Source organism: Legionella drozanskii LLAP-1 (assembly GCF_001467585.1).
Taxonomy (GTDB): domain Bacteria; phylum Pseudomonadota; class Gammaproteobacteria; order Legionellales; family Legionellaceae; genus Tatlockia; species Tatlockia drozanskii.
Window position 1 is genome coordinate 340,127 of record NZ_LNXY01000020.1, and the last position, 14,530, is coordinate 354,656.

Genomic DNA, 14,530 nt, shown 5'->3' on the forward strand with positions numbered 1-14,530 from the left:
GAATGCAATTGAAAGCGATAAAATATGCAACAACGATAGCTCTGATTTTGGCCTTATTTGTGGTCATGCTCGGTGCTTATACGCGTTTAACGGATGCAGGTTTAGGTTGTCCCGATTGGCCTGGTTGCTATGGTCATATGGTTCTTCCTAGCGCGGAATCTAAACTGCAATCGGCCCAGGAGCAGTACCCACAAATACCGATTGAGTCTCGCAAAGCTTGGACAGAAATGGCTCATCGCTATGCTGCAGGAACTTTGGGACTTTTGATATTATTCATTGCCGGCTCAGTGATTTGGCGACGCGCTCAAGGAGTTCGAATGCCTTGGCAATTAGCGCTAACCTTAATTCTGTTGCTGTTGTTCCAAGCGGCATTGGGTATGTGGACAGTGACCTTGAAATTATTACCTGTCGTGGTTATGGGGCATCTATTGGGGGGGATCCTCATATTTGCCTGCCTCAGTCGCCTGCGTTTGCAATTAAGTTCTGCTAAGCCTGTGAATTTACCACAATGGCGTTTTTGGATTTTATTAGGCACTTTAATTGTCTTTTTCCAAATCGCTTTAGGCGGCTGGGTGAGTTCAAATTATGCAGGTATCGCCTGTATTGGCTTTCCTCAATGCAATGGTCAATGGCTGCCTGAATTACATTTCTCACAGGGATTTAACTTGTTTTCGCCTGTAGGAGCTAATTATCAAGGTGGGGTACTGGATAATGATATTAGAATGACCATCCAATATATCCACCGATTAGGCGCGATGATAACCGCAGTTTATATTGTAACCTTAGCCATTTTGTTGTTAGTTAAGGTCAGTAACTACTACTTAAGACGGCTGGCTGTAGTTGCAATCTTGTTAGTGTGCATACAATTCATTCTTGGAATAATGAACGTTGTTTATTTACTGCCTTTATGGATTGCTGTGGCTCATAATGGTATTGCTGCTGTCCTCATGGCGACAGTTTTAATGATGTTCTATCTCACGCAAAACGGCCCTAAACCGGAGCAAAGGAGAGTTGGCGATGGTTGCTAATGCGGAGTCAGGTTTAACCAAACTTAACTGGCGGGATTATTTAGAGCTTTGCAAGCCTAAAGTAGTGGCTCTTATGCTTCTGACGGTTGTCGTTGGAATGTATTTAGCGGCGCCTGGATGGATAGCTCTTGCTACTCTTTTCGCCTCCCTAGTGGGCATTGGGTTTTGTGCGGGTTCTGCTGCAACCATTAACCACTTGGTGGATAAGCGTATTGATGCCATTATGGCACGTACTAAACAAAGACCCATTGCCGGCGGTAGAGTATCCGTGAAGCAAGCCATGTATTTTGCAACGATACTGGCTGTACTGGGCTTAGCTATTTTAATCCTGTTTGTGAATACCTTAACCGCGGCCTTAACTTTTATTTCTCTCATTGGCTATGCCGGAATTTATACGGGTTATTTAAAGCGCGCAACACCACAAAACATTGTTATTGGTGGTTTGGCAGGAGCAGCACCGCCGATGCTGGGATGGACCGCTGTGACTAACCATCTTGATCCGCAAGCGTTGCTTTTAGTGTTAATCATCTTTACTTGGACACCGCCACATTTTTGGGCTTTAGCCATTTATCGCATAGAAGAATATAAAAATGCCGAAATTCCAATGTTGCCGGTGACTCATGGTGTCGCTTTTACTAAATTAAATGTCCTTTTGTATACTATTTTGCTGCTCGTGGTCACTGCACTGCCTTTCGTTGTAGGAATGAGTGGTTGGTTCTATCTAATCGGAGCTAGTTTACTCGGTATACGCTTTTTATATTGGGCGATTATTTTATATCGTTCGGAACGAGCAGTAGTCGCTATGCGTACCTTTCGGTTTTCTATTGTTTATTTAATGATGTTGTTTGTATTTTTGTTGATTGATCATTATATCTAAGGGGATAAAATGTCTACTCAAAAGAATCGCATTACTTTGACTGTGATTATTTTACTGGGTTTCGCTGCATTGATTGCAGGTCTGTTTGTTTCACAACATCTGCATTTTAAGAAGAAAATTGATGCCAACAACTTTCATGGTACCTTGCTTGAAAAACCAAGAGGGGTCAATCAGTTCAGCCTAACAGGTATAGATAATCAATCGTTCAACAATGCAAGTTTACAAGGACAATGGACTGTAATTTTCTTTGGATTTACCAATTGTGGCTATGTTTGCCCGACGACGATGACCGAATTAAATAAAATGTACCGCTTGCTTGAAGAGAAGCAGGTTAAACCTTTGCCGAAGATTGTCATGATTTCAGTAGATCCAGAAAGAGATAATGTGGATAAACTGAATCATTACGTCAAAGCGTTTAATCCTGATTTTTATGGAGCTAGAGGCGATGATGAAATGATTAAGCAAATGACGAGAGAAATGGGTATTGCCTATGCGAAAGTAGCGACACCGAATGCTCAAGATTCGGAGAGTTACGATATGCAACACAGTGCGGCACTCATGTTATTTAATCCCCAAGGTGAGTTAATGGCGTTCTTTACTACCCCACATCGAGCCGATTTGCTTGCTAAAGATTATCAATTATTAGTTTCATAATTCATTGCATTACTAATCAAATAGCTATCCTCTCCTCTAGCAGGAGAGGAGCTTAATTTAAAATTTATTTTTAAATTACGTGCTAGTCTTTAGATATAAAGAATAAAAATAAAACAAGGAAACACAGATTCATGAAAATTGCTATATTGGCGACTAATCCGCAATTATATTCGCATCAACGATTAAAAGCTGCCGGCGAACAAGCGGGTCACGAGGTCAAAATTATTAACCCTCTTTATTGTTATATGAATGTTGCTGCTTCAAATCCCAAAGTCCATTATCGAGGTGGCGAACCTTTACCGAAATTTGATGCGGTTATTCCTCGAATTGGGGCTTCTATTACTTATTACGGTACGGCCTTATTAAGGCATCTGGAAACCATGGGTATCTATACGCTGAACGAATCGATTGCTATCTCGCGTTCTCGCGATAAATTTCGCTCATTGCAGTTGTTAGCACGCAAAGGCATACCGATGCCTTTAACCAGTTTTGCGCAATCTCCGGATGATACTGAAGATTTAATTCGCATGGTCGGTGGTGCGCCTTTAGTCATTAAGCTTTTGGAAGGAACACAAGGAAAGGGCGTTATTTTGGCAGATAGCCATCAGTCAGCAGTTAGCATTATTAATGCGTTTAAAGAGATGTCAGCCAATATTTTAGTGCAAGAATTTATTGAAGAATCACGAGGCACGGATATTCGCTGCTTTGTGATCGGCGATAAAGTCGTCGCCGCAGTAAAAAGACAAGCCAAAGAAGGTGATTTTAGAGCGAATGTTCATCAGGGCGGTAAGGCAATCAAAGTAAAATTATCACCGCAAGAACGTGCGATTGCGGTTAATTCTGCCAAAACAATGGGGTTGAAAGTAGCGGGAGTGGATTTAATCCGTTCTAACCATGGGCCTCTAGTCTTAGAAATTAATTCCTCACCTGGACTAGAAGGAATTGAAAAGGCTACGCATGTGAATATTGCTGCTAAAATTATTCAATATATAGAGAAAAATGCGAAGCCAAAAAACGTGAATAGACGATTCCAAGGATGACTTATCGAAAATCGATTACTATTGCTAAAGAAACAATCAAAGCGGGTGAATCGCGTTGTGTTAAGTTAGCTCTAGCGATGTTGTATACCTCAGCCCCACTTGAGGTGCCCGTTTATGTTTTTCATGGCAAAAAAGACGGCCCTGTTCTTTTTATCACTGCTGCTATCCATGGTGATGAAATTAATGGGGTCGAAATTATGCGCAGACTGCATCATTATTCTCATATCAAGCGTCTTCGTGGTACTTTAATTACCATACCGATTGTCAATGTGTATGGATTGATGCTTCATTCGCGTTATTTGCCGGACCGACGCGATTTGAATCGCCAATTTCCTGGCTCTGAGAAAGGCTCAATGGCTTCGAAATTGGCTAATCTGATTATGACTGAAATTGTGGAACATTCCACGCATGGCATCGATTTACATACCGGTGCTATCCATCGCAGTAATTATCCTCAAGTGCGTTTTAGCCAGAAAAATGTAGAATCTGGTAAGATGGCAGAAGCCTTTGCAACTCCTATTTGTGTGCCATCGAGTATACGTGATGGTTCTTTGCGTCATGCCACCGAAAATTTGAATATTCCGATGATTGTTTACGAAGCAGGCGAAGCTTTGCGTTTTGATGGGTTTGCAATAAAGTTGGGTGTGCAGGGAATATTGAGGGTGATGAAATATTTAGGCATGCTATCTCCTTCACAAGGCAAGCACGTTGCCAAGAAAAAAAGCGCAACTGCTATAGCAAAATCAACCTACTGGATTCGAGCATCGACCAGTGGCATGATGATTGATAGCAAATCCCTGGGTGATAAAGTAAATCGCCATGAGTCGCTTTGCCATATAGTTGACCCTTTGGGTGATAATAGAGAAAGCGTTTGCTGTCCCTATGAGGGAATCATCATCGGTAAATCAAATATTCCACTCGTGAATGAGGGTGATGCTTTGTTTCATGTTGCTTTGTTTGAAGATCTGAATGAATTAGAGCTGCCGCCTGTAAGCAGCCCCGATGATTGGGATTAATTAACCTTATTGCACCTGCTCGATTTGCCCCCTCGTCCGCGCAAGGAATTTGACTAATGGATGATTTTTTTCGCGGTAGAGGGTTGGGGAGAGCAGTATTTATTAAATTTTTGAAAATAGAACAGTTCGAAGCTGAGGATCTTATTCATGACTAGTCTTTTGTCGATGTTCGCTCCTGCCAACTAACCATTCTGGGTTGACTTCGAACTCTTCAGCAATGCGAATCAATAAAGTTTGATCAGGAAGAGTGATCCCATTGATAAAGGCTTCAGCTTTAAATTTGGGAATTTTTACTAATTTAGAAAAAACTTCAATACGCTCATCCCTACGAGGTGGAACACCAATACTATCAAGTTCTTTGTTTAGACGATCAGCAAATTGTTTATTGGGCATATTCAACTCAATGTGAAAATTTTATATATGTTCTATAGCATAAAACAAAAGTTTTGCAATTGGATTGAAAAAATTCTTTAAATTTTAGTAGTTAATTCAGCACTTAAGTCGACAAGGGATTTGAAGGAGAAGGCATTGAGTTCGCATGTTGTTCTATGATGCGTACAAGACCATTAACCCAAAAATCATTATCATTAACACAGGGTATTAAAGTTAAGCGTTCACCGCCTAATGCCGCCCATTGTTCTTTAGCACGGATACCTACTTCCTCCAAAGTTTCTAAACAATCGGCTACAAAGGAAGGAAAAGCAATTGCTAAGCGTTTGACGCCTTTTTTAATTAATTCGGGCAAGATCTCATCGGTGTAAGGTTTTATCCACGGTGTTTTACCTAATCGAGATTGAAAAGCCATGCCGTATTTATCTTCGGGTAAATTGAGTTTTTTTGCTAATTCACGAGTTGTGATATGACATTGTCCTTTGTAGCAAATTGGATTGATTTGATCGTTAGGTCCGCAAGTTGGCGCACATATTTGCGTACAACCAATTCGCATTAAGTGCCGTTCGGGTAGGCCGTGAAAACTAAATAATAAATAATCATTTTGACTAAGTTGAGGTTGAATCAATGCGGCTTGGGCATCAATAAAACCTGGATGCTGATAAAAATCACGAATGATCGTTAATGCGGGTTGGGAATTCTTACGTTCAATTAATTGCATTACTTTAGCGAGGGATGAGCCCGTCGCTGCAGAAGAATATTGTGGGTATAGCGGAAGCACGGTAAGCTGCTGGCAATCTTCTAGTTGTTTCAATGCTTGATCGATGGACGGGTTCCCATAACGCATCCCCAGTACTATTTTCCATTCAGCCCCTAGTCGAGTTTGCAATTTATTCGCAAGGTTACGACTATTAATTAATAGTGGAGAGCCTTCGTCGGTCCAAATGGCTTGATAGGCTTTTGCAGTTTGTTTGGGGCGAAAAGGTAGAATTGCTCCATAAACGAGAGGGTATCTTATCAGTGCCGGCAAGTCGATAACATGTTTATCAGTCAAAAATTCACGCAAATATTTTCTAACTGCGGATATTTTTGGACTGTTCGGAGTGCCAAGATTTATGAGGAGTAGACCTTTTTTCATCATCAAATAAGAATAAGAACCAATTTGCAATGATATCACAATGATAGAAAATTTGGGTGGCATTCAATGAATAGAACCTCAAATACAAGATTCTCCACGCAGAAATAACCAAGAATCAGTGCTTTGAGGTCTTCCCGAGAACTGAAACGCAGCCAAGACGCAGTCAATAAAACCATCCAATTTAGAAGGCTCGATTTCCTAGTAGGAAATAGTTGCCTTTCTAAGCATCAATCGGTTCGCTTAGCGCAATGACATTTGAGGCATGCAAACCACGTTCGCCTTTTTCAAGATCGTAGTTCACTTGTTGCCCTGGAACTAAAGTTTTATAACCTGTTCCTTGAATGGCAGAAAAATGAACAAAAATATCTTCGCCGCCGCCTGCGGGCATAATAAATCCCCAACCCTTGGCATTATTAAACCATTTGACCTCGCCTGTAGCCATGATTCCTCCTTTTGCTAAAGCTTATCAATCGTCAACCACAATGGTTGAGCAATTGCATTCGTCCTTAAATGACAATTGTGGAAAAACCCCTTTTCAATGGGTAATCTCAACATAACGTATAATAGGGATACGCCACAATAGTTTTTTAAAAAAAAATTGTGTAATTAAATTAAAATCTTGTCAAGAATCCCCAAAATCAATGATAAAATGAAAAGTTACATCGGAGACTTTCTTTTTGCCTGCTAAATTTAAGATAATACACTGACATTTTTTGAGTTGGATAGAGTTATGACGATAGCACTGCTTGATGGATTAAATGAACGACAACGTGAAGCGGTGACCGCGCCTTTGGGAAATACTTTGGTTTTAGCGGGAGCCGGTAGTGGTAAAACCCGAGTGCTGGTTAGTCGCATTGCTTGGCTTATAGAACAAGAACAAATGTCGCCTCACGCAATTTTAGCGGTTACCTTTACTAATAAAGCCGCTGGAGAAATGAAATCGCGCTTGCAGAATTTACTGGAGGTTCCTTTATTTGGACTGTGGGTGGGTACTTTTCATGGTCTATGCCATCGCTTACTGCGTCGTCACTACAAAGAGGCCAATTTACCCGAGCAATTTCATATTCTTGATAGCGACGATCAGACAAGAGTTATTAAACGGGTACTCGCTGCTTTAAATCTTGATGAAGATCAATGGCCAGTCAAACAAGCACAGTCATTTATTAATGGCAAAAAAGACGAGGGTTTACGACCCCAGCATGTTCATACCCTTGAATACGGTCCTGGCCGAACTTTAGTGAAAATTTATCAGGCCTATGAGCAAGCCTGCCGGACTGCCGGTGTCATCGATTTTGCTGAGTTATTACTGCGGACCCATGAACTATTGCGGGATAATCCCGAAATTTTGGCCCAGTATCGTCAGCGATTCCAAGCCATTTTAGTGGACGAGTTTCAGGATACAAATACAATTCAATACGCATGGATTCGTTTATTGGCAGGTGAACAGGCTGCGGTCATGGTGGTTGGGGATGATGATCAGTCGATTTATGGTTGGCGTGGCGCTAAAGTTGAGAATATTCACCAATTTTCTCAGGATTTTAAAAACACATTAATTGTTCGATTAGAACAAAATTACCGCTCTACCTCGACTATTTTAGAGGCAGCCAATGCGTTAATTACCAATAATGATTCGCGCATGGGAAAAGATTTATGGACGGCTGGTGCCTCAGGCGAAAAAATCGTTGTGTACTCTGCGTTTAATGAATTAGAAGAAGCACGTTTTGTCAGCGAACGTATTGCAATGGAAATAAGTCGCGGACGCAGCGCTGAAGAGATGGCTATATTATACCGCTCCAATGCGCAATCGCGCGTGTTAGAAGAAGCCTTATTACGTGCGGGGATTGCTTATCGTATTTATGGGGGCGTGCGCTTTTTTGAACGAGCGGAAGTCAAAGATACCTTGGCTTATTTACGGCTGGTAGCCAATCCAGATGATGATACTGCTTTTGAGCGTGTGGTGAATTTCCCGACTCGCGGTATTGGCGAAAAGACTTTGGAAGAAACGCGTCATTTCGCTAGAAACGAAGAGATACCACTTTGGAAAGCTGCGAAGGCAATTTTGCACGCCGGATTATTACCTCAGCGCGCTGCTTCTTCCTTAGAAAAATTTATCGCGTTGATTGAAAATCTACAACAAATGACAGCTCATCTCGAATTAGATGAACAAATAAGCACCGTCATTGAGCAAAGTGGTTTATATGCTCATTTCTCTAAAATTAAAGGCGATAAATCGGAATCTCGATTAGATAACTTGCAGGAATTGATTAACGCAGCAAAACAATTTCGTTACGAGCAAACGGAAGAGTCTGAGTTACCTTTATTGGTTGCTTTTTTAGCGCATGCTTCGTTGGAAGCGGGTGAAATGCAAGCGGCAGAACACGAGCGTTATGTGCATCTCATGACACTGCATGCTGCAAAAGGTTTGGAATTTCCTCTGGTGTTTTTAGTGGGTATGGAAGAGGGCGTTTTTCCGGGCAAACAAATCATGGACGAGCCAGGTCGCCTCGAAGAGGAACGTCGTCTTTGCTATGTAGGGATGACGCGAGCGATGGAAAAATTAATTCTTTCTTATGCGGAAGTGCGACGACAATTTGGACGTGAAGAATATCATCGGCCCTCACGTTTTTTGCGCGAATTACCGGCAGAATTAGTTGAAGAAATACGTGTTAAAGCAAGATTCCAAACATCTCAAACCATGTCACAAAAAACGCTCCCTTCTGATGCAAAAGAGGCAGGTTTAAGGTTAGGGCAAAGCGTAAGTCACGCTAAATTTGGGCAAGGGGTAATTTTGGCAGTAGAAGGATCGGGAGCACATACTCGTGTACATGTAAAATTTGCTGAAGAAGGGTCTAAATGGTTGGTTCTCGCGTATGCGAATTTGACCATTTTAGAAGACAATTGTACTTCCTATTAATTTAACCCTCGAAAAGCAGGGTTTCGATTGCGTAAAATATTGAATTTCGCTTAAGCTGGTGCTACGGTTTGTGGGCAAAATAATTTTGATTATTATCATAAGGGGATAAGGCGTGAAATTGACAAGTTTATTAACAGCAGGCGCATTAGCGTCAGCGATGGTTTCACCAGTTGGAGCAGCAGATACAAATGGCGCTAATGGTGGAACCATGGCTCCTGCAGAGAAAAAGCAGATCGAGCAAGTCATTCATGATTATTTGGTGAGTAATCCAGAAATATTGCTAGAAGCGTCTCAAGCTCTGCAGCAAAAGCAACAACAAACGATGCAAGTTCAAGCACAAGCAGCTATCAAAGATAATGCAGGCCAATTATTTAGTGACAACCTCACCGTAGTCGGTAATCCTAAAGGAAATGTGACGCTGGTTGAGTTCTTTGATTACCAATGTATTCATTGCAAGAAAATGGCACCAGTTATTGCCACTCTAGTTAAACAAAATCCTAATTTACGCGTTGTTTATAAAGAATTCCCAATTTTTGGTAAGAGCTCTGATTCTGCTTCAAGAGCCGCACTTGCTGCAGCAATGCAAGGTAAGTATATGGCGATGCATGATGCATTACTCAAACAAGAAAACCGTTTGAATGATCAAATCATCATGGATACAGCAAAATCAATCGGTCTCGATATGAATAAATTCAAGACAGATTTGACTAGCCAAACCGTGAGCAATGCGCTTGATGCGAATCGTGATCTCGCAGAAAAATTGCATTTAATGGGTACACCAGCCTTTATTATTGCAGCAACTCCAGATGGCAAACTGAAAGATGGTAGTACACCAACCTTCATTCCGGGTGCTGCAAGCGAAGAGTCTTTACAAGAGCTTGTGAAGAAAGAAGGTTCTAACGGTTAATCAGAGTGGTTTAGGCTTCGAGACGGGGCTAAAGCGCCTCCTCAGTCCGAACGGGAGTGGAGCAGGGTTTCGTGACGCTGCACAACCTCTGCTCGAGTAGAGATCCTCAGGATGTGCGGAGTATGTAGCTACCCGTTCGGGCTGAGGAGGCCGAAGGCCGTCTCGAAGCCTTTACTGAGCTAGGTTTAGGCTTCGAGACGGGGCTAAAGCGCCTCCTCAGCCCAAACCAGGAGCAGTCAGGGTTTTAACTCTACCTAAGCAAAAAATTGTAGTCTAGCTATCCCATTAGCTGTATTTTAGCTGTATTCGTTATTTCGAGATAAATATGATGAAACCAAGCACTTTTCAAGAGATTATATTAACATTGCAACAATTTTGGGCATCCCAAGGTTGTGTCATACTGCAACCCCTCGACATGGAGGTGGGTGCGGGGACGTTTCATCCTGCTACATTTTTACGTGCAATAGGTCCAGAACCTTGGTCAGCAGCTTATGTGCAACCCTCTAGACGACCGACCGATGGGCGCTATGGTGAAAATCCGAATCGGGTTCAGCATTATTATCAGTTTCAAGTGGTATTAAAACCGTCGCCGCTGGATATTCAAGAAAAATATCTTGATTCCCTGCGCGCGTTGGGCATAGACCCTTTAGCGGATGATATTCGTTTTGTTGAGGATAATTGGGAATCACCCACCTTAGGTGCTTGGGGCTTAGGATGGGAAGTTTGGCAAAATGGGATGGAAGTTTCTCAATTCACTTATTTCCAGCAAGTCGGAGGCTTGGCTTGCAAACCTGTCACCGGTGAGTTGACTTATGGTCTTGAGCGAATTGCTATGTATGTTCTAGGCGTTGACAATTTATTCGATTTACCTTGGGCTAAAACTGCCCATGGCCTAGTGACTTATCGTGATGTTTTTCACCAAAACGAAGTAGAGATGTCAACTTATAATTTTGAACATGCCAACGTGGATGCTTTGTTCCAGCAGTTTGATTATTATGAGAGTGAAGCACAGAAATTAGTTACTTTGAATCTTCCGTTGCCAGCTTATGAAATGGTGATGAAAGCGTCTCATGCTTTTAACTTATTGGATGCGAGGCGGGCTATTTCTGTCACTGAACGGCAACGTTTTATTTTGAGAGTGCGCCATTTATCCAGAGCGGTAGCGCAAGCTTACTATGATGCGCGCGAAGCGCTAGGTTTTCCAATGCAAAAGGTGTGTGATGGCGAATGATTTTTTGTTTGAATTAGGTTGCGAAGAGCTTCCTTCAGGTGCTGTTTGGCCCTTGGCTGATACCTTGGCAGCTAATATAGCAGCAGCTCTCGATAAAGCACAAATTGCTTATGGTGAGTTACGTCGATTTGCCACACCAAGACGGATGGCTATTTTTATTGCTGATCTTCAAGATGAACAGCCAAGCCAAATTGTTTCACGTCGCGGTCCCGCTCTTGTTGCAGCTTATAATGCTGAAGGTCAAGCGACGCCTGCTTTGCTCGGATTTGCCAAATCTTGTGGCGTTGCTGTCACTGATTTAACCATTAATAAAACCGATAAAGGCGAATGGCTAGTTCATGAGTCTAAAACTCAAGGCGCAAAGACCAAGGATTTATTGCCAGCCATGGTTAACCAAGCGTTGGCAAATTTACCGATTGCCAAACCCATGCGTTGGGGAAATGGCGATGCTGAATTTGTACGTCCTGTTCATTGGGCGGTTTTATTATTTGCTAATGAGGTTATTTCTTGTGAGATTTTAGGGGTCAAGACGAGTGCTAATAGTTTTGGACATCGATTTCACCATCCTCAAGCAATAAAAATTGATAACGCAAAAAATTATGAAACGCTATTGCGCGACGCATTTGTTATTGCCGACTTTAACTCGCGACGCGATGCAATTCTTGCTCAAGTTAAGCAACTTGCTGTACAACAGGGGGCAGAAGCGGTCATGCCCGGTGAGCTAGTGGATGAAGTGACCTCTATTGTTGAATGGCCTCAAGCCTTGATTGCGAATTTTGAAAAAGAATTTCTAGATGTTCCGCCTGAGGCGCTAATTGCTTCCATGCAGGCCCATCAAAAATGTTTTGCTTTGCGTAATCGTGCAGGTCAATTACTACCGCATTTTATTACCGTAGCTAATATAGCGAGTTCAAATCCGCCGCAAGTTATTGCAGGTAATGAGAAAGTGATGCGCGCTCGTTTAAGTGACGCTGCCTTTTTCTTCCGTCAAGACAAAAAACAGCCTTTAAGTCATCATATTCCAGCTACAGAAAAAGTCGTATTCCAAGCCCAATTGGGTAGTTTGCAAGACAAAGCGAAACGGGTTAAAGCGCTAATGGAATTTTTAGCATCGCCCCTGCAATTGGATAAACAACAAGCCGGTCGAGCTGCCGAGCTTAGTAAATGTGACTTAATGACCGGTATGGTTGGTGAATTCCCCGAATTACAAGGTTTGATGGGCTACTATTATGCGAAGCATGATGGCGAAGCGGATAGCGTAGCGCTGGCTTTAAACGAGCAATATATGCCCCGGTTTGCTGGCGATCAATTGCCGAGCTCAAAACTCGGACTTGCCTTATCGCTTGCAGAACGGATTGATACTTTGGTTGGTATTTTTGCCATTGGCCAAAAACCCTCCGGTGTGAAAGATCCCTTTAAATTGCGACGCCATGCTTTAGCGGTGGTGCGCATGTTAATCGAAACGCCTACACGACTTCAACTAACGGAGTTAATCGCTAAGGCCTTTGCTATTTACGGCAATACTCTTGCGGCGGCTAAACCTTTAGTGGATGAATTAAAACCATTTATTTTAGAACGTCTGCAATCGCATTATCAGAGCTTGGGTTTATCTACAGATCTTATTTTGGCGGCGCGTGCACGACAGGAAGACTGGTTATATGATTTAGATAAACGAATTCATGCTCTCGCAAACTTTGTTAAAATGCCTGAAGCTGCCGTGTTATCTGCTGCATGTAAGCGGGTTAATAATCTATTGCAGCAAGCAGACGATTCTGAAATAAAAATGATTGGCATCGATGAAAGTTTGTTGGAAGAAGGGACTGAAAAGGCACTTTTCGCACATCTAAAAGCTGTCGAAGAGTGGGTTAAACCGCTTTATAGCAGTGAAGATTATGGTAAAATTCTCACTCAGCTAGCGAGTTTACGAGAGCCTGTGGATGCGTTTTTTGAACAGGTAATGGTTATGGTCGATAATCAAACAGTAAAACGGAATCGACTCAACTTATTAACTCGGTTACAAAACCTATTGCAGGGTGTGGCGGATATCTCTTTATTACAATTAAATTTATGAACAAAGTAGTGCTTTTAGATCGTGACGGTGTGATTAATAAGGACTCATTATATTATATTAAGTCCACAAAAGAATTCATTCCTATTCCTGGTAGCATAGAAGCCATTGCTCGATTGACTGCTGCAGGTTATCGCATCGGAGTCGCAACGAATCAGTCTGGGGTTACTAGAGGATATTATGATGAAGCGGAGCTTGCAGCGATTCATAACAAAATGCTTAGTCTTGTCCATGAAGCAGGGGGAGAGATTGAAGCCATTGAATATTGTACTCATATGCCCGATGAAGGCTGCTCTTGTCGTAAACCACAACCAGGAATGCTTTTTGCGCTTGCCGCACGGTTAAAATGTTCTTTAACTGGTGTTCCTTTTATTGGAGACAGGGTATCGGATATCCAAGCTGCAGAAGCGGCTGGGGCGACGCCGATGATGATTCTTTCTCCCATGACCGATCGAGTGGGTTTGCAGGCTTATCCTCAGGTACCTATTTTTAATTCACTTGCACTTTGTGTTGACTATTTATTGACTCGCACATGATAGAACAATTAGCGATAGGTTATGAAACCGAAGAACTCCTCGAGCAGGCAAAGCATTTGCAGCAGCAATTAAAGCTCAGGATAGATAACCAGGCGAAAGAACAATTACTTTTGACAACCGATAAACTGGTTTTAAAAATAGGTGAGTTCTTACCTTTATATGCTGATTTTTCCAGCAAAACCTGGCAAAAGCGCCGAGATGCCGGCAAAAAGCAAGGACTTGTTCGTGCTTGTAAACCGGGTCCTGGTGTGCGAATCATCGATGCCACCGCAGGTTGGGGACGAGATGCCGCTGTTCTGGCTAGTTTTGGTGCTGAAGTCTTGATGTTAGAACGTCAACCGCTAATGATGGTTTTGCTTAAAGATGCTTTAGAGCGACAGGATGAGCGCTCAAAAAAAAATTTGAACCTGAAGCTAGGTATGATTGATACAGCAAGTTATTTACAAACGTTGGCTGAGGCAGATTACCCTGATGTGATCTATATTGATCCCATGCATCCTCAACGACAAAAAACAGCTTTAGTCAAAAAAGAGATGCAAGTTTTGCAGCAACTCATTGGTCCCGATAACGATACACTTCCTTTGCTAGAGCTTGCAATGACTAAGGTTTTGAAGAGAGTTGTAGTAAAATGGCCGCAGCATTTAATACCTCTTTTGTCCCCCACATCGAGCGTTTCTGGAAAAACAGTACGGTTTGATATTTATAGTAGATCATAGGTTGACAGTGTTTAA

14 protein-coding genes are annotated in these 14,530 nt (G+C 42.2%); 11 read left to right on the forward strand and 3 right to left on the reverse strand.

What is annotated here, in order from left to right; translation table 11 throughout:
• Nucleotides 1–2: 2 nt before the first annotated feature.
• The 5 genes from Ldro_RS05920 (at nucleotide 3) to Ldro_RS05940 (ending at nucleotide 4,615) form a co-directional block, all read left to right on the forward strand.
• On the forward strand, nucleotides 3–1,028 hold the full coding sequence (locus Ldro_RS05920; RefSeq protein WP_058495481.1) for a COX15/CtaA family protein: 1,026 nt from the start codon (nucleotides 3–5) through the stop codon (nucleotides 1,026–1,028).
• The gene (gene cyoE, locus Ldro_RS05925; protein ID WP_058495482.1) at nucleotides 1,018–1,905 is read left to right on the forward strand and encodes a heme o synthase; all 888 of its coding nucleotides are present in this window, start codon (nucleotides 1,018–1,020) and stop codon (nucleotides 1,903–1,905) included. The genes Ldro_RS05920 and cyoE overlap by 11 nt, the downstream gene beginning before the upstream one ends.
• A 9-nt stretch (nucleotides 1,906–1,914) precedes the next feature.
• A complete protein-coding gene (locus Ldro_RS05930; protein ID WP_058495483.1) occupies nucleotides 1,915–2,559 on the forward strand; it encodes an SCO family protein in 645 nt (214 codons plus the stop codon).
• A 131-nt stretch (nucleotides 2,560–2,690) separates the two neighbouring features.
• The gene (rimK, locus tag Ldro_RS05935) at nucleotides 2,691–3,599 is read left to right on the forward strand and encodes a 30S ribosomal protein S6--L-glutamate ligase (protein ID WP_058495484.1); all 909 of its coding nucleotides are present in this window, start codon (nucleotides 2,691–2,693) and stop codon (nucleotides 3,597–3,599) included.
• On the forward strand, nucleotides 3,596–4,615 hold the full coding sequence (locus Ldro_RS05940; RefSeq protein ID WP_238583980.1) for a succinylglutamate desuccinylase/aspartoacylase family protein: 1,020 nt from the start codon (nucleotides 3,596–3,598) through the stop codon (nucleotides 4,613–4,615). The genes rimK and Ldro_RS05940 overlap by 4 nt, the downstream gene beginning before the upstream one ends.
• Before the next feature lie 141 nt (nucleotides 4,616–4,756).
• Here the strand turns inward: Ldro_RS05940 and Ldro_RS05945 are convergent, their stop codons facing one another.
• The 3 genes from Ldro_RS05945 to Ldro_RS05955 all read right to left on the reverse strand — a co-directional run bounded on the left by Ldro_RS05945 (nucleotide 4,757) and on the right by Ldro_RS05955 (nucleotide 6,585).
• Nucleotides 4,757–5,008 carry a hypothetical protein gene (locus tag Ldro_RS05945; RefSeq protein ID WP_058495485.1) on the reverse strand — a complete coding sequence of 84 codons (252 nt, stop codon included), beginning with the start codon at nucleotides 5,006–5,008 and terminating at the stop codon, nucleotides 4,757–4,759.
• Nucleotides 5,009–5,111: 103 nt separating this feature from the next.
• Nucleotides 5,112–6,143 carry a ferrochelatase gene (gene hemH, locus Ldro_RS05950; RefSeq protein WP_058496078.1) on the reverse strand — a complete coding sequence of 344 codons (1,032 nt, stop codon included), beginning with the start codon at nucleotides 6,141–6,143 and terminating at the stop codon, nucleotides 5,112–5,114.
• Between the two features lie 220 nt (nucleotides 6,144–6,363).
• Complete coding sequence (locus Ldro_RS05955; protein ID WP_058495486.1) at nucleotides 6,364–6,585, reverse strand: cold-shock protein; 222 nt, start codon at nucleotides 6,583–6,585, stop codon at nucleotides 6,364–6,366.
• 288 nt (nucleotides 6,586–6,873) lie between these two features.
• Here Ldro_RS05955 and uvrD point away from each other — a divergent pair, with 288 nt between their 5' ends.
• The 6 genes from uvrD (at nucleotide 6,874) to Ldro_RS05985 (ending at nucleotide 14,515) form a co-directional block, all read left to right on the forward strand.
• Nucleotides 6,874–9,057 (forward strand): DNA helicase II, encoded by a 2,184-nt coding sequence (gene uvrD / locus Ldro_RS05960; RefSeq protein WP_058495487.1) that lies wholly within the window; start codon nucleotides 6,874–6,876, stop codon nucleotides 9,055–9,057.
• Nucleotides 9,058–9,169: 112 nt separating this feature from the next.
• Nucleotides 9,170–9,964, forward strand: a complete 795-nt coding sequence (locus Ldro_RS05965) for a DsbA family protein (protein WP_058495488.1) — start codon at nucleotides 9,170–9,172, stop codon at nucleotides 9,962–9,964.
• A 325-nt stretch (nucleotides 9,965–10,289) separates the two neighbouring features.
• Complete coding sequence (gene glyQ / locus Ldro_RS05970; protein ID WP_058495489.1) at nucleotides 10,290–11,195, forward strand: glycine--tRNA ligase subunit alpha; 906 nt, start codon at nucleotides 10,290–10,292, stop codon at nucleotides 11,193–11,195.
• On the forward strand, nucleotides 11,185–13,266 hold the full coding sequence (gene glyS / locus Ldro_RS05975; RefSeq protein WP_058495490.1) for a glycine--tRNA ligase subunit beta: 2,082 nt from the start codon (nucleotides 11,185–11,187) through the stop codon (nucleotides 13,264–13,266). Before glyQ ends, glyS begins: the two co-directional genes overlap by 11 nt.
• Entirely contained in the window at nucleotides 13,263–13,799 is a 537-nt protein-coding gene (gene gmhB / locus Ldro_RS05980; protein WP_058495491.1) for a D-glycero-beta-D-manno-heptose 1,7-bisphosphate 7-phosphatase, read from the forward strand. The genes glyS and gmhB overlap by 4 nt, the downstream gene beginning before the upstream one ends.
• Nucleotides 13,796–14,515, forward strand: coding sequence for a class I SAM-dependent methyltransferase (locus tag Ldro_RS05985; protein WP_058495492.1), 720 nt, complete (start codon nucleotides 13,796–13,798; stop codon nucleotides 14,513–14,515). Before gmhB ends, Ldro_RS05985 begins: the two co-directional genes overlap by 4 nt.
• Nucleotides 14,516–14,530 lie beyond the last annotated feature (15 nt).

Coding starts and splice junctions, on each gene's coding strand:
- Ldro_RS05955 (WP_058495486.1), bottom strand. CDS start 6,585: ATGGCTACAGGCGAGGTCAAATGGTTTAATAATGCCAAGGGTTGGGGA.
- glyS (WP_058495490.1), top strand. CDS start 11,185: ATGGCGAATGATTTTTTGTTTGAATTAGGTTGCGAAGAGCTTCCTTCA.
- Ldro_RS05945 (WP_058495485.1), bottom strand. CDS start 5,008: ATGCCCAATAAACAATTTGCTGATCGTCTAAACAAAGAACTTGATAGT.
- rimK (WP_058495484.1), top strand. CDS start 2,691: ATGAAAATTGCTATATTGGCGACTAATCCGCAATTATATTCGCATCAA.
- Ldro_RS05920 (WP_058495481.1), top strand. CDS start 3: ATGCAATTGAAAGCGATAAAATATGCAACAACGATAGCTCTGATTTTG.
- Ldro_RS05985 (WP_058495492.1), top strand. CDS start 13,796: ATGATAGAACAATTAGCGATAGGTTATGAAACCGAAGAACTCCTCGAG.
- gmhB (WP_058495491.1), top strand. CDS start 13,263: ATGAACAAAGTAGTGCTTTTAGATCGTGACGGTGTGATTAATAAGGAC.
- glyQ (WP_058495489.1), top strand. CDS start 10,290: ATGATGAAACCAAGCACTTTTCAAGAGATTATATTAACATTGCAACAA.
- cyoE (WP_058495482.1), top strand. CDS start 1,018: ATGGTTGCTAATGCGGAGTCAGGTTTAACCAAACTTAACTGGCGGGAT.
- Ldro_RS05930 (WP_058495483.1), top strand. CDS start 1,915: ATGTCTACTCAAAAGAATCGCATTACTTTGACTGTGATTATTTTACTG.
- uvrD (WP_058495487.1), top strand. CDS start 6,874: ATGACGATAGCACTGCTTGATGGATTAAATGAACGACAACGTGAAGCG.
- Ldro_RS05940 (WP_238583980.1), top strand. CDS start 3,596: ATGACTTATCGAAAATCGATTACTATTGCTAAAGAAACAATCAAAGCG.
- hemH (WP_058496078.1), bottom strand. CDS start 6,143: ATGAAAAAAGGTCTACTCCTCATAAATCTTGGCACTCCGAACAGTCCA.